The organism is Noviherbaspirillum soli, from assembly GCF_015352955.1.
Lineage (GTDB): Bacteria > Pseudomonadota > Gammaproteobacteria > Burkholderiales > Burkholderiaceae_D > Noviherbaspirillum_A > Noviherbaspirillum_A soli.
Window position 1 is genome coordinate 78,737 of record NZ_JACYOX010000014.1, and the last position, 13,675, is coordinate 92,411.

Here is a 13,675-nt window from a genome sequence, read left to right on the forward strand (position 1 = left end):
ATGCATCGACAATCTATCAAGACTGCGGTCTGCGCCGCATTTCTATCGCTGAGCGCACCCTTTACAGCATACGCGAACGACATTTCCATCTTTTCCTATCTGGCCAGCCAGCCGCTCGACCCCAATGACCCCTTGATGCAGGTCATGTCGATGGAAGAGGTTGATGTCTGGGCCCGCATCCGCAAGGGCTTTGCGATTCCGGATCTCGACAATCCGCTGGTCACCACCCAGACCACCTGGTACAGCTCCCGCCCCGACTACATTGACCGCACTACCACCCGCGCCTCGCGCTATCTGTTCCATGTCGTACAGGAACTGGAAAAGCGCAACATGCCCACCGAACTGGCGCTGCTTCCCTTCATTGAATCAGCCTTCAACCCGCAAGCCCTGTCCACGGCCAAGGCTGCCGGCATGTGGCAATTCATGGCCGCCACCGGGCGCGATTTCAACCTGAAGCAGAACATGTTCCAGGATGAGCGGCGCGACGTGCTGGCCTCCACCGACGCGGCGCTGAATTACCTGGAAAAGCTGTATGGCATGTTCGGCGACTGGCAGCTTGCGCTGGCCGCCTATAACTGGGGCGAAGGCTCGGTGCAGCGCGCGATCGCCAAGGCCACCGCTGCCGGCCAGCCGACCGACTTCAACAGCCTGTCGGCCTATATGCCGGCCGAAACCCGCAATTACGTGCCCAAGCTGCAGGCGGTGAAGAACATCATCGCCACGCCGGCCGAATATGGCATCGTGCTGCCGCGCGTGGACAACCAGCCGTATTTCGTCACCATCCGCAAGACGCGCGACATCGACGTGCAGGTCGCCGCCAAGCTGGCCGAACTGCCGATCGAGGAGTTCAAGGCGCTCAATCCGCAATTCAACCGCCCGGTGATCGTCGGCAGCCCGGATACCCAGATCCTGCTGCCCAAGAGCAATGCCGAGAAGTTCAAGGCCAATCTCGGCAAATGGACGCAGGCGCTGTCCTCCTGGACCGCGCACAAGGTCACCACCGCACGCGAACGCATCGAGACCATCGCCGCGCGTTTCCGCACCACGCCGGAAGTGATTCGCGAAGTCAACAATATCCCACCGCGCATGGTGCTCAAGGCCGGCTCCACCATCCTGGTGCCCCGTCCGGAGGAGCAGGACAAGGACATCGCCATGGAAGTGGCCGAGACAGCCACGCTGGCGATGGAGCCCGACCGTCCGGCCACCCGCCGCATCAACGTCAAGGTGGGGGGCAACGACACGCTGTCCTCCATTGCCGCCCGCAACGGTGTCTCCGTGGCTGACATCAAGGAATGGAACAGGCTCTCGCGCGACAGCGTGTCGCGCGGCCAGATCCTGGCGCTGCAGGTTCCCAACCAGGTTCGCGTGATCCGGGCCGCCACGCTGTCCAAGCAGCCGTTGCGGCGGCCAGCGACCCGCATCGCGACAGCCAAGGCTTCGCCCAGCCAAGCGCCGCGCACGGTGCTTGCCGGTGGCCCGCGCAATTTGCGCTAAGCCGCCCAGGCCCCTTCCGAACGGCAGCGCTAACGCTGCCGTTTTTTTTCGACCCATCGCAGGCCGACCGAACCTTTCCCGGAAGCCGCGGTACCCACGCCAAGCATTCTTAAGAGCGCCTAACAAATATCCCGGGATTCGTTATACCGGCTTGCCCGGCCGGCAGGATTTCATCAGGCGCTCCAGGGACAACCAACATTTCGCGGGCGGAGGTTACATGGCAAGATTCTTGAGGCTCTGGATGGCGAGGCTTCAGTGCGACGAGCAGGCAAAAACCTGCATCGCTTGCCTGCTTGCGTTCGTCGCGGGCGGCGTCAATGTCATCAGCTTCCTGTCCACGGAATGGTTTGCATCCCATTTGTCCGGCGCCGTCACCGGGGCATCCGCTGCCCTGTTCGACAGCAACAGGGAACTGGCCATCGGCTACGGCACCCTGATCTTCAGCTTTATCTGTGGCTCCGCATGCGCTGCGTGGCTGATCGCCTGGAGCCAGGCCCGGAACATGCGCAGCGAGTATGGCATTGCCCTGCTGGTCGAGGGATGCCTGCTGCTTGGCCTTGGATTCAGTGCGGAGCATGTGGCGCACAGGCAGTTCATGTTCGTGCCGTTACTGATCGTCGTGCTGTCCTTCCTGATGGGCATGCAGAATGCGCTGATCAGCAAGCTGGCCCATGCCAGCGTGCGGACCACCCATGTCACCGGCATGCTGACCGATCTCGGCATCGAACTGGGCAGGCTGGGCAAGCGCCTGATCATGCGGCGCCGCGCCCTTCAGGAAAACCATGCGGCAAACCTGCCCAGGCTGGCGCTGCTGACCCTGATGGCAATGCTGTTTTTCGCCGGCGGGCTTGCCGGTTCGCTGGGCTTCCAGCATGCGCGCTACCTGACGCTCGAGCCGCTTGCGGCCATGCTGATTTTCGTGGCATGGGCCTCGGCCGGGAAACATGCAAGCAGTCCGGCCCGACAGCAGCACCGCTGACCGGCGCGTGCTATCGCGGCGTGGCGCTTCAGCACGGCTGGCCTCCTTCTGCCAGAATTGCGCTTTCTTCCCAGATGGAGCCGCCTGATGAGCCAGTTGTTTACCCCTTACGCCCTTGGTCCCCTGACTGTCCGCAACCGCATCGCGATCGCGCCGATGTGCCAGTATTCCGCAGAAAACGGCGATGCCACCGACTGGCACATGATTCACCTTGGTCATCTTGCCCTGTCCGGCGCCGGCGCGCTGTTCATCGAGGCGACCGCGGTCGAGCCGGAAGGCCGCATTACGCCAGCCGACCTCGGCCTGTGGTCGGACCAGAACGAGATCGCGCTGCAGGACGTGGTGCGGGCGATCCGCCGCCATTCCTCGATACCGCTGGTGATCCAGCTCGCGCATGCCGGCCGCAAGGCGTCCAGCGCAGCGCCCTGGGAAGGCGGGCAGATGCTCACGCCGGAACAGGGCGGCTGGCAGACTGTAGCGCCGTCGGCCCTGCCGCATGCGCCAGAGGAAGCGCCACCGCTGGCGCTGGACGCGGTTGGCCTGCGTCGCGTCCTTGCCGGCTTTGTCGACAGCGCCCGGCGGGCGCATCGCCTTGGGCTGGAAGGCATCGAGCTTCATGCGGCCCATGGTTACCTGCTGCATCAGTTCCTGTCGCCGCTGGCCAATGCCCGCAGCGACAGCTATGGCGGCACGCTGGAGAACCGGATGCGCTTTCCGCTGGAAGTGTTTGACGCGGTGCGCGCCGCGGTGCCCGGGACGATGGCGGTGGGCGTGCGCATTTCCGCCACCGACTGGGTCGACGGCGGCTGGGACATCGAGCAGAGCGCGGCCTTTGCCAAGGAGCTGAAGAAGCGCGGCGCGCACTTCATCCATGTGTCCAGCGGCGGCGTGTCGCCGCTGCAGAAGATCCCGGTGGGGCCGGGCTACCAGGTGGCGTTCGCTGCCCGCATCCGCACCGAAACCGGGCTGCCCACCATCTCGGTGGGCATGATCACCGATCCCTCCCAGGCGGAGTCCATCATCGCCAGCGGCCAGGCCGACATGGTGGCGCTAGCGCGCGGCATGCTGTACGACCCGCGCTGGCCTTGGCATGCGGCTGCCGAGCTGGGCGGCACCGTGGAAGCGCCGCAGCAGTACTGGCGTTCGCAGCCGTCACAGTACAAGCAGCTGTTCGGCGCCACCCGCACCGGGCAACGCTAGAGCGAATTTGGCCAGACTAGCCTCATGCCGCAGGTTTAGGCGCGGCGCATCCTGCATCCTGCACATACCCCTGATGCTGTAGGGTGGAATACCCCGAAGGGGCATTCCACCATGCGTGGACCACAGAAGGTCCTTGAGATGGTCTTTGCGGTATGCGGCCGCGGTGCAATGCCCTTCGGGTATTGCACCCTACTCACCCTCGGCCGACTCTTCCAAAGGCAATCCTGCTTGGCCGGTGGATGCCAGTCAGGCTGGAAATGCGCTAGGAGCCTGAATGCGCCCGGCCGGTCAGGCGTCGAGCGCGGCCGTGCTATAGGTCGATGCCGCCAGCAGCCTCTGGGTGTAGGGCTGCGACGGCGCCGACAGCACATCGCCGACATCGCCCTGCTCGACCACGCGGCCGTCCTTCATCACCAGCACGCGGTGCGCCATCGCGCGTATCACCGCAAGGTCATGGCTGATGAACAGATAGGCAATGCCATGCTTGCGCTGCAGTTCGGCCAGCAGCTGCAGCACCTGCATCTGCACCGATACATCGAGCGACGAGGTCGGCTCGTCCAGCAGCACCAGCGCCGGCTTCAATACCAGCACCCGGGCAATCGCGATGCGCTGGCGCTGGCCGCCGGAAAACTCATGCGGATAGCGCTGCATCATCGCGGCCGACAAGCCTACCTCCTCCAGCGCCGCGGCGACGGTATCGCGCAAGTCCTGTGGGCCCAGTTGCGGCTGGTGCAGCGCCAGGCCTTCGCCGACGATCTGCTCGATCGTGCGGCGCGGCGACAGTGACGCGAACGGGTCCTGGAACACCACCTGCATCTGCGAGCGCAGCGGCCGCAATGCATTGGCCGACATCTCGCTGATGGCATGCTCGCGAAAACGGATCGCGCCCGACACGCGGGCCGCCGACAGCCGCAGCAGCGCCATGCCCAGGGTGGACTTGCCCGAACCCGATTCGCCGACGATGCCCACTGTCTCGCCCGGCCTGAGCTCAAGCGTCACATCATCGACGGCAAGGAAGTTGCGCCGCTTGAACCAGCCTTCCTTGATCTCGAAGGTGCAACGCACCTGCCGCGCTTCCAGCAGCGGCGCGCCGGCGGCGTCGACCTGGTTGACCATGCGCTGCGGATGGCTGGCCAGCAGCTTCCTGGTGTAGGCCTCGCGCGGATTGGCGAACAGATCATGCACCGGCGCGGTCTCGATCAGCCTGCCCTTTTCCATCACGCCCACGCGGTCGGCGAAATGCCGCACCAGATTCAGGTCGTGGCTGATCATCAGCACCGCCATGTTTTCCTCGCGCTGCAGCTGGTCCAGAAGTTCGAGGATCTGCACCTGTATCGTCACATCGAGCGCGGTGGTCGGCTCGTCGGCGATCAGCAGGTGCGGCTTGCAGGCCAGCGCCATTGCAATCATCGCGCGCTGGCGCTGGCCGCCGGAGAGCTGGTGCGGATAGGCCAGCGCGCGCCGCGCCGGCTCCGGTATGCCGGTCTTCTCCAGCAGCTGCACGGTGCGCTGCGCCGCCGCCTTCGCCGACAGGCCTTCATGCAGCATCAGCACTTCGGCGATCTGGTTGCCTATCGTGAACAGGGGATTCAAGGCCGTCATCGGCTCCTGGAAGATCATCGCCGCATCCTTGCCGCGCAGCCTGCGCAGTGCGGGCTCGGACATGCTCAGGATGTCTTCGCCGTTGAACAGGATGCTGCCCTTATAGCGCGCATCCTGGTTCAGCCGCAGCGCCGACAGCGCGGTGACGGTCTTGCCGGAACCGGACTCGCCGACCAGCGCGAACTTCTCGCCGGGCGCAATGCTAAAACTGACATCCTCGACCACGACGGCATCGCCGAAGGCAACGCTCAATCCCTGTACATTCAGCAAGCTCAAGACTTCCTCCGCACGTCCAGCGAATTGCGCAGCGCATCGCCGATATTGGTCAGCAACAGCAGCGTGACCGTCAGCACCATGAAGGTCGACAGCGCGATCCACCAGGCGTCCAGGTTGTTCTTGCCCTGCGCCAGCAGCTCGCCCAGGCTGGGGGTCGAGGGCGGCACGCCCAGGCCGAGGAAGTCCAGGCTGGTCAGCGCAAGGATCGCGCCGCTCATGCGAAACGGCAGGAAGGTCACCACCGGCGTGAGGCTGTTGGGCAGCACATGGCGCCAGATGATCTGGGCATTGGACAGCCCCAGCGCGCGCGCCGCCTGCACATACTCCAGGTTGCGGTTGCGCAGGAAGTCGGCCCGCACATAGTCCGACAGCCCCATCCAGCCGAACAGGGAAAGCAGCAGCAGCAACAGGCCGATGCTCGGGTCGAAGATGGAAGCGAAGATGATCAGCAGGTACAGCTCCGGCATCGAACTCCAGATCTCCATGAAGCGCTGGAACAGCAGGTCGGTGCGGCCGGCGAAATAGCCCTGCACCGCGCCGGTGATCATGCCCAGCAGCACGCCGGTCACGGTGAGCGCAATGCCGAACAGGATGGAGACGCGGAAGCCGTACAGCAGCCGCGCCACCACGTCGCGGCCGCGATCATCGGTGCCCAGCCAGTTTTCGCCGGAAGGCGGCGCCGGGTTGGGCGCCTTGGCAAAATAATTCAGCGTGTCGTAGCGATAATGATTGGGTGGATACACAGCCCAGTTGCCATCCTTCTTGAACTGGTCCTGGATGAAGGGGTCGAGGAAGTCGGCCGGCGTGTCGAAGTCGCCGCCGAAGGCCTTTTCCGAATAGGTCTGCGCGATCGGGAAAATGATCTTGCCGTTGTAGCGCGCCACCAGCGGCTTGTCGTTCGACAGCAGCTCCGCGCCCAGGCTCAGCACGAACAGCACCAGGAAGAGGACCAGGCTCCAGTAGCCGCGCCGGTTCTGCCGGAAGCGCAGCCAGATGCGGCGGCCGGGGGAAATGGATGCGGTGCTCATCGTGCCAGGCTTTCAAACTGGACCCGTGGATCGGCCCACACATAACAGAGGTCGCCCAGCAGCTTGACCACCAGGCCGATCAGCGTGAACAGGTAGAGCGTGCCCATCACCACTGGATAGTCGCGCCGCACCACCGACTCGTAGGACAGCAGGCCCAGGCCATCGAGCGAGAACAGGGTTTCGATCAGCAGGCTGCCGGCGAAGAAGGCGCCGATGAAGGCTGCCGGAAAGCCGGTCACCAGCGGGATCAGCGCATTGCGAAACACATGCTTGTACAGCACGGTGCGCTCCGACAACCCCTTGGCGCGGGCGGTGAGCACGTACTGCTTCCTGATCTCTTCGAGAAAGGTGTTCTTGGTCAGCATGGTCATCACCGCGAAGGCGCCGGCCACCGATGCCGTCACCGGCAGCGTGATGTGCCACAGGTAGTCCAGCACCTTGCCGCCCCAGGACAGGGTTTCCCAGTTGTCGGATGTCAGGCCGCGCAGCGGGAACCATTGCACGAAACTGCCGCCGCCGAACAGCACCAGGAGCAGCACGCCGAGCACGAAGCCGGGTATGGAATAGCCGATCAGCACCAGCATGCTGGTCACCATGTCGAAGCGGCTGCCCTCGCGGATCGCCTTGGCCACGCCCAGCGGCACCGAGATGAAGTAGGTCAGGAAGAAGGTCCACAGGCCGATGGATATCGATACCGGCAGCTTGGACTTCACCAGGTCCCACACATCCTTGTGGTGATAGAAGCTCTGCCCCAGGTCGAAGCGGGCGAAACCCTTCAGCATCTGCCAGAAGCGTTCAAGCGGCGGCTTGTCGAAGCCGTACAGCGCCTGGATCTCCTTGACCCGCTCGGCATCCACCCCCTGCCGTCCGCGGTATTGCGAGGCGCCGCCGCCGCTGGCTTCGCCGCCGCCGGTGGCCTGGCCCTTGCGCAATTCCATCAGCGCCTGCTCGACCGGACCGCCCGGCACGAACTGGATCACGGCGAAGGTGATCGCCACCACGCCCAATAGCGTCGGCACCATCAGCAGCACCCGCTTGGCGATATAGGCCCACAGATTCATGCTTGTCCTTTCATCGTGGCCTGGCCTGCCACCAGGTGGAAATCACATAGGGGTCGGCCTGGTAATACAGCGGCGCGGTGGCCGGGATGCCGAAGCGGTTGCGGTAAGCCACCCGGTGCGTCGAGGAATACCAGTGCGGCACCACGATGTACTTATGCATCAGCACCCGGTCCAGCGCCCGCGCCGCCGCCACCAGCTCGCGCCGGGTGTTGGCCGCCACCAGCGCATCGACCAGCTTGTCCACCGCAGGGTCCTTCAGGCCCCAGGCATTGTTGGAGCCCTTCTCGTCGGCAGCCTTGGAGCCGAACATGTCGTACATCTCATTGCCCGGGCTGGTCACGTCCGGGAAGCGGTTGGTGGTCATGTCGAAGTCGAACTCTTCCATGCGCTTTTGCAGCAGCGCGAAATCGGCAGTGCGCTGGTGCACCTGCACGCCCAGCTTCTGCAGGTTGCGCACATAGACGCTGATGACCCGCGACAGCGCGCCCTGGTCGTCGATGATCTCGAACGCCAGCGGCTCCCCCTTGGCATTGCGCAGCGCGCCGTCCCGGTATTCCCAGCCGGCCTGGCGCAGCAATTCGCGCGCCTGCATCAGGTTGGCGCGCAGCGACGACGGCGGCTCGGTCGACGGCGGCAATGGCGCCGGGCCGAAGACCGCCGGATCGAGTTTGGCGCGCATCGGCTCCAGCAGCTTCAGCTCGTCTTCCGACGGCATGCCGCGCGCGCCCAGCTCGCTGTTGTTGAAGAAGGAATGGATGCGCTTGTACTGGCCGTAGAACAGTTGGCGGTTCATCCACTCGAAGTCCAGCGCCAAACCAAGCGCCTGGCGTACCCGGATGTCCTGGAACTGGCCGCGCCGCAGGTTCATCACGAAACCCTGCATGCCGGCGCCGTTGGAGTGGGTCAGTTCACGCTTGATGATCTCGCCGCTGCGGAACTTGGGACCGTTGTAGGCGCGCGCCCAGTTCTTGGCGCTGTACTCCACCACCACGTCGAACTCGCCGGCCTTGAAGGCTTCCAGCCGGGCGGTATCGTCCTTGTAGAAACGATAGAAGATGCTGCCGAAGTTGAACATGCCGCGGCGTGCTGGCACCGCATCGCCCCAGTAATCCGGGTTGCGCTTGTAGGTGATGGCGCGGCCGACATCATAACGCTCGATCAGGTAAGGCCCGCTGGCGATCGGCGCTTCCAGCTGTATCTTGTCGAAGCTGGTCCTGGCGCCCCACTTGCGCGAGAACACCGGCATGCCGCCGGCAATCAGCGGCAGCTCGCGGTTGAGCTGGCGGAAGTCGAAGCGCACGGTGCGCTCGTCCACCACCACACATTGTTTTATGTCGGCAAAGACCGACTTGAACTGCGGCGCGCCCTTGGCCATCAGGGTGTCGAAGGAATGCTTCACGTCGGCCGCCAGCACCGGGTCGCCATTGTTGAAGCGGGCTTTCGGATTCAGGCGGAAGGTCATCGCCATCCGGTCCGCCGCCAGCTCCATGTCCTCGGCCAGCAGGCCGTACATGGTGGCGGTTTCGTCGGAGGAACTCACCGCCAGCGTTTCGAACATCAGGTTGGAAACACCGGCCGCGGCCACGCCTTTCAGAGAGAAGGGATTGAACTTGTCGAAGCTGGTGCGCCGGTCCGGGTTGGCCAGGTACAGTTCGCCGCCCTTGGGCGCGTCGGGATTGACATAGTCGAAATGGTGGAAGCCGGCCGGATACTTTGGCGTGTCATACAGGGCGAATGCGTGCGCCGCCAGCGCGTTGTTGCTGCCGGCAATGCCGGCGGCCAGAAAAAGAGTTGCCAGTAGTTTTGCCATGCCTTGTCGGTCACCCCATGTTGGATGCTGGTCGCCGTGGGCGGCGCCGGGGTATTGTACCGAAAGGCATTGGGCTTGGTCGTTGCGTTCGCTCTGCGCCAAAGAGGCAGATTTATCAGGCGTTTTCAGCATCGGCCCGGATGCGACAGGCACGGGTGTCATTGGACCGACTTCGATAGCCGCCGTACTTGGCCATTGGGACGAACCGCGGCCGCATCCTGATGCAGCAGGCGGCGGCAGCAGGCCGGAGAACTATTGCTGGATAGAGCGACTGACGGAGCTGTTGGTCTCTCGCGTATGAAAAAACCGGGACCGCCGAAGTTGCCCTCCCCGCGACTACCCCCTACAATCTTGCCGGTTCAAAACCGGCGTCTTTCGCCCACCGCCCACTTTCCTGGAGTTCCCATGGCTTTCCTGCAAGGCAAAAAAATCCTGATCACCGGCCTGCTGTCGAACCGGTCCATCGCCTACGGCATTGCCCAGGCCTGCAAGCGGGAAGGCGCGGAGCTGGCATTTACCTATGTCGGCGACCGCTTCAAGGATCGCATCACCGAATTCGCCAAGGAATTCGGCAGCGAACTGGTGTTCGACTGCGACGTCGGCAGCGATGAGCAGATCAATGCGCTGTTTGCCGACCTGGCCAAATCCTGGCCCCAGCTCGACGGCCTGGTGCATGCGATCGGCTTCGCGCCGCGCGAGGCCATCGCCGGCGACTTCCTCGACGGCATGACCCGCGAGAACTTCCGCATCGCCCATGACATTTCGGCCTACAGCTTCCCGGCCATGGCCAAGGCGGCCGCGCCGATGCTGTCGCAGCATTCGGCACTGCTGACCCTGAGCTACCTCGGCTCGATGCGCGCCCTGCCCAACTACAACACCATGGGCCTGGCCAAGGCTTCGCTGGAAGCCAGCGTGCGTTACCTGGCCGAATCGCTGGGCAAGAAAGGGGTGCGGGTCAACGGCATTTCCGCTGGCCCGATCAAGACCCTGGCCGCCAGCGGCATCAAGGACTTTGGCAAGATCCTCAATTTCGTCAAGGAACATGCGCCGCTGCGCCGCAACGTGACGATCGAGGATGTCGGCAATACCGCCGCCTTCCTGCTGTCGGACCTGGCTGGCGGCATCACCGGCGAAATCACCTATGTCGACGGCGGCTTTTCGCATGTCGTCGGCGGCATGGCGGAGTAAATCCGTTTCTTATGCGAATCAGCCGGGTATCCCGGCCGGTTCGCAAACCGGCGGTAATAAAGGGTGGACAGAACACTGCCATGGCAGTTACAATACGGTTTGTGCGATGCAATAAAGTCCGCACTTCCGCAGCACCGCGAACCCTTAGCATTAACGATAAAGCCCTCCCGCCTCCTGGTGTCGAAGTAACCTGACACCGTCCCGGCGCAAAGCTTTTGTGCCGAAATCTCTTTCGAGTTTTCCTCGCTGTTTCGTTGGTTGGCGATGCATCTTCGCGCCCAGCACTGTGATGGCCCCGTTGCCAGCGTGCCGCGCTGATTTACGATTTACGAAAGAAACTGATGACATTCGAAGCACTAGGCCTGCACGCGTCCGTATTGAAAGCATTGACCGAAGCTGGCTACACAAAGCCGACCGGCGTCCAGGAACAGGCTATTCCCGCGGCCCTCGCCGGCCGCGACCTGCTGGTCTCTTCTCAGACCGGCTCCGGCAAGACCGCGGCATTCATGCTGCCGGCGCTGCACAAGTTTGCCTCGGCCGAGCCGAGCGCCGAAGCCGCCCGCACGCCCAACCAGCAGTCCCAGTCCGCCCGCGCCCGTGGCGAGCGCCCACGCTTCCGCGCCGCCCAGCCGAAGATGCTGGTGCTGACCCCGACCCGCGAACTGGCACTGCAGGTCACCACCGCCACCGACAAGTACGGCGCCTACATGCGCCGCATTCGCGCCGTCTCCATCCTGGGCGGCATGCCTTATCCGAAGCAGATGCAACTGCTGGCCAAGAACCCGGAAATCCTGGTGGCGACTCCCGGCCGCCTGATCGACCACATGGAGTCGGGAAAAATCGACTTCTCGCAACTGGAAATCCTGGTGCTGGACGAAGCTGACCGCATGCTGGACATGGGCTTCATCGAGGACATCGAGAAGATCGTGGCCGCCACGCCGGACTCGCGCCAGACTATGCTGTTCTCGGCCACGCTGGACGGCGTCGTCGGCAACATGGCCAAGCGCATCACCACCGAGCCGACCATCATCCAGATCGCCAGCTCGTCCAGCCGCCATGAAAACATCCAGCAGCGCGTGCACTTCGTCGATGACCTGTCGCACAAGAACCGCCTGCTCGACCATCTGCTGCGCGATGAAACCATGGACCAGGCGGTGGTGTTTACCGCCACCAAGCGCGATGCCGACACGATTGCCGACCGCCTGAACATCGCCGGCTTTGCCGCCGCCGCACTGCATGGCGACATGCACCAGGGTGCGCGCAACCGCACGCTCGACAGCGTGCGCCGTGGCCAGGTCCGGGTGCTGGTGGCGACCGACGTTGCCGCCCGTGGCATCGACGTGCCGACCATCACCCACGTGTTCAACTACGATCTGCCGAAATTCCCGGAAGACTATGTGCACCGCATCGGCCGCACCGGCCGCGCCGGCCGCAACGGCCTGGCGATCTCGCTGGTCAACCATGCCGAAGGCATGCATGTAAAGCGCATCGAGCGCTTCACCAAGCAGCTGATCCCGGTCAACGTGATCGAAGGCTTCGAGCCCAAGCGCACCGCGGCGCCGCGTCCGCACAAGCCCAACGGCTGGAAGCCGGGCGACAGCCGCGGCGGCAAGCCGGGCCAGCGCAGCTTTTCCAAGCCCGGCGCGCCGCGCCGTGAAGGCAGCAGCTATGGTTCCGGCAATGGCAGCAGCTTCGGCAAGGGCCCGCGCGGCGCTGACGCTGGCGCCCGCCGCTCCTACGGCGATCGCTGATTGAAATACCGGCCGCAGTCACGGGCCGGTGAAAAAAGCCCCTGGCGCTTTCCGGCGCCAGGGGCTTTTCCTTTATGGACGTCACAATGCGCAGGTGCGAAAGCCAATCAGGATGTCATTGCGCTCGGGCAGATAGAAATTGCGGTATTTCGGTGACCGCATCCGTCCCCGGGTGGCAAAGGAAGCGCCACGCACCGCCTGATGGCTATGGAACCAGGGCGCCGAATATTCGCGGTAAGCGTCGGCGGTGAAGCCCGGATACGGTTCGAACGGTGAGCAGGTCCATTCCCACAGGTCGCCCCAATGCCAGGCCGGATGACCGGCCATCGCGGCATATTCCCACTCCCCCTCGGTCGGCAGCCGGCGCTCGGCCCACATGCAGTAGGCCTGCGCCTCGTACAGGCTGACATGGCGCACCGGGTCGTGCGGCGGCAGCGTGGCGGGCTGGCCGAAGCGCACGCAGCGCCAGTGCCGGCCGTCCCGTTCCCAGTCGCGCGGGGCCGAATGCTCCTGGCGCATCAGCCACTCGCGCCCTGCCCGGCTCCAGAACTGCGCCCGGTCGTAGCCGCCGTCGGCGATGAATTCCGCAAACTGTTCGTTGGTGACCAGCGTGGAATCCATCACGAAGGACGGCACATAGACCGGATGCGCCTGGCGCTCATTGTCGAACACGAAGCCTTTGCCAGCAGCGCTGCCCATCTGCAGGGTGCCGCCGGGGAAGCGCACTTCCCCTTCCGCCCAGGGGCGCGGCAGCCGCGCGTCTATGCCTTGCGGCAAGGGCACGCCCAGGGTCTGCATCGTGTAGAAGAACGCTTCGCCGTGCATGTCCTCGTGCGCCAGCGCCAGCCGGTAGGGATATAGCGCGTCATCGTCGTCACCCGCCTGGCTGAGCCGGTCGAGCACCCGGTCCAGCACTTCATGGCAATAGGTCTTGATCTGGCCGGCCGACGGCAGTCCCAGCTTCCAGCGGGCGTCGTGCGGCACGGTGTTGGAGTCGAACCAGTCGTCGCCCTTGGTCAGCAGGGAATGGCCCTCGGCGGCGTCGGGTGCGCTCGATGTCGCGCGCCGCAGGATGTACCACTCGGCGAACCAGGCGAGGTGACCCAGCTCCCACAGCGGCGGATTGACCACGGCCAGCGGCGGCACCCGGACGGGATCGTCCAGGCCGGCGTCGCTGAAACGGTCGAACAGCGCCAGCGTATAATCGCGGGCATCTTCCAACGCACCGGCCAGTTCGGCTGGCGTCGCGGTTCGAAAGGAAAAATTCATCAGGCTCCACAGGCATA

Annotated in this window: 10 protein-coding genes; 5 read left to right on the forward strand and 5 right to left on the reverse strand. The window is 64.3% G+C overall.

Annotated elements, in window-relative coordinates; translation table 11 throughout:
• From IGW04_RS12630 to IGW04_RS12640, 3 genes are all read left to right on the forward strand, one after another.
• Complete coding sequence (locus tag IGW04_RS12630; RefSeq protein ID WP_194713435.1) at nt 1-1,494, forward strand: transglycosylase SLT domain-containing protein; 1,494 nt, start codon at nt 1-3, stop codon at nt 1,492-1,494.
• 217 nt (nt 1,495-1,711) lie between these two features.
• Nucleotides 1,712-2,473, forward strand: a complete 762-nt coding sequence (locus IGW04_RS12635) for a YoaK family protein (RefSeq protein WP_194713436.1) — start codon at nt 1,712-1,714, stop codon at nt 2,471-2,473.
• An 87-nt stretch (nt 2,474-2,560) separates the two neighbouring features.
• Nucleotides 2,561-3,673 (forward strand): NADH:flavin oxidoreductase/NADH oxidase, encoded by a 1,113-nt coding sequence (locus IGW04_RS12640; protein ID WP_194713437.1) that lies wholly within the window; start codon nt 2,561-2,563, stop codon nt 3,671-3,673.
• A 288-nt stretch (nt 3,674-3,961) separates the two neighbouring features.
• Here the strand turns inward: IGW04_RS12640 and IGW04_RS12645 are convergent, their stop codons facing one another.
• From IGW04_RS12645 to IGW04_RS12660, 4 genes are read right to left on the reverse strand one after another with little or no spacing between them, the layout of a single operon-like run.
• Nucleotides 3,962-5,551 carry an ABC transporter ATP-binding protein gene (locus IGW04_RS12645; RefSeq protein ID WP_194713438.1) on the reverse strand — a complete coding sequence of 530 codons (1,590 nt, stop codon included), beginning with the start codon at nt 5,549-5,551 and terminating at the stop codon, nt 3,962-3,964.
• Nucleotides 5,548-6,579, reverse strand: a complete 1,032-nt coding sequence (locus IGW04_RS12650) for an ABC transporter permease (RefSeq protein ID WP_194713439.1) — start codon at nt 6,577-6,579, stop codon at nt 5,548-5,550. Before IGW04_RS12650 ends, IGW04_RS12645 begins: the two co-directional genes overlap by 4 nt.
• Nucleotides 6,576-7,640, reverse strand: a complete 1,065-nt coding sequence (locus tag IGW04_RS12655; protein WP_194713440.1) for a microcin C ABC transporter permease YejB — start codon at nt 7,638-7,640, stop codon at nt 6,576-6,578. Before IGW04_RS12655 ends, IGW04_RS12650 begins: the two co-directional genes overlap by 4 nt.
• A gap of 10 nt (nt 7,641-7,650) precedes the next feature.
• On the reverse strand, nt 7,651-9,450 hold the full coding sequence (locus tag IGW04_RS12660; RefSeq protein WP_194713441.1) for an extracellular solute-binding protein: 1,800 nt from the start codon (nt 9,448-9,450) through the stop codon (nt 7,651-7,653).
• A 405-nt stretch (nt 9,451-9,855) separates the two neighbouring features.
• On the opposite strand from IGW04_RS12660, the gene fabI reads away from it, so the two are divergent.
• Both fabI and IGW04_RS12670 read left to right on the forward strand, forming a co-directional pair.
• Complete coding sequence (gene fabI, locus IGW04_RS12665; protein WP_194713442.1) at nt 9,856-10,638, forward strand: enoyl-ACP reductase FabI; 783 nt, start codon at nt 9,856-9,858, stop codon at nt 10,636-10,638.
• Nucleotides 10,639-10,979: 341 nt separating this feature from the next.
• The gene (locus IGW04_RS12670; protein ID WP_194713443.1) at nt 10,980-12,389 is read left to right on the forward strand and encodes a DEAD/DEAH box helicase; all 1,410 of its coding nucleotides are present in this window, start codon (nt 10,980-10,982) and stop codon (nt 12,387-12,389) included.
• 81 nt (nt 12,390-12,470) lie between these two features.
• Here the strand turns inward: IGW04_RS12670 and senA are convergent, their stop codons facing one another.
• Nucleotides 12,471-13,658, reverse strand: a complete 1,188-nt coding sequence (senA, locus tag IGW04_RS12675) for a selenoneine synthase SenA (protein ID WP_194713444.1) — start codon at nt 13,656-13,658, stop codon at nt 12,471-12,473.
• Between the last annotated feature and the right edge of the window lie 17 nt (nt 13,659-13,675).

Coding starts and splice junctions, on each gene's coding strand:
- IGW04_RS12630 (WP_194713435.1), top strand. CDS start 1: ATGCATCGACAATCTATCAAGACTGCGGTCTGCGCCGCATTTCTATCG.
- IGW04_RS12635 (WP_194713436.1), top strand. CDS start 1,712: ATGGCAAGATTCTTGAGGCTCTGGATGGCGAGGCTTCAGTGCGACGAG.
- IGW04_RS12640 (WP_194713437.1), top strand. CDS start 2,561: ATGAGCCAGTTGTTTACCCCTTACGCCCTTGGTCCCCTGACTGTCCGC.
- IGW04_RS12650 (WP_194713439.1), bottom strand. CDS start 6,579: ATGAGCACCGCATCCATTTCCCCCGGCCGCCGCATCTGGCTGCGCTTC.
- IGW04_RS12655 (WP_194713440.1), bottom strand. CDS start 7,640: ATGAATCTGTGGGCCTATATCGCCAAGCGGGTGCTGCTGATGGTGCCG.
- IGW04_RS12660 (WP_194713441.1), bottom strand. CDS start 9,450: ATGGCAAAACTACTGGCAACTCTTTTTCTGGCCGCCGGCATTGCCGGC.
- fabI (WP_194713442.1), top strand. CDS start 9,856: ATGGCTTTCCTGCAAGGCAAAAAAATCCTGATCACCGGCCTGCTGTCG.
- IGW04_RS12670 (WP_194713443.1), top strand. CDS start 10,980: ATGACATTCGAAGCACTAGGCCTGCACGCGTCCGTATTGAAAGCATTG.
- senA (WP_194713444.1), bottom strand. CDS start 13,658: ATGAATTTTTCCTTTCGAACCGCGACGCCAGCCGAACTGGCCGGTGCG.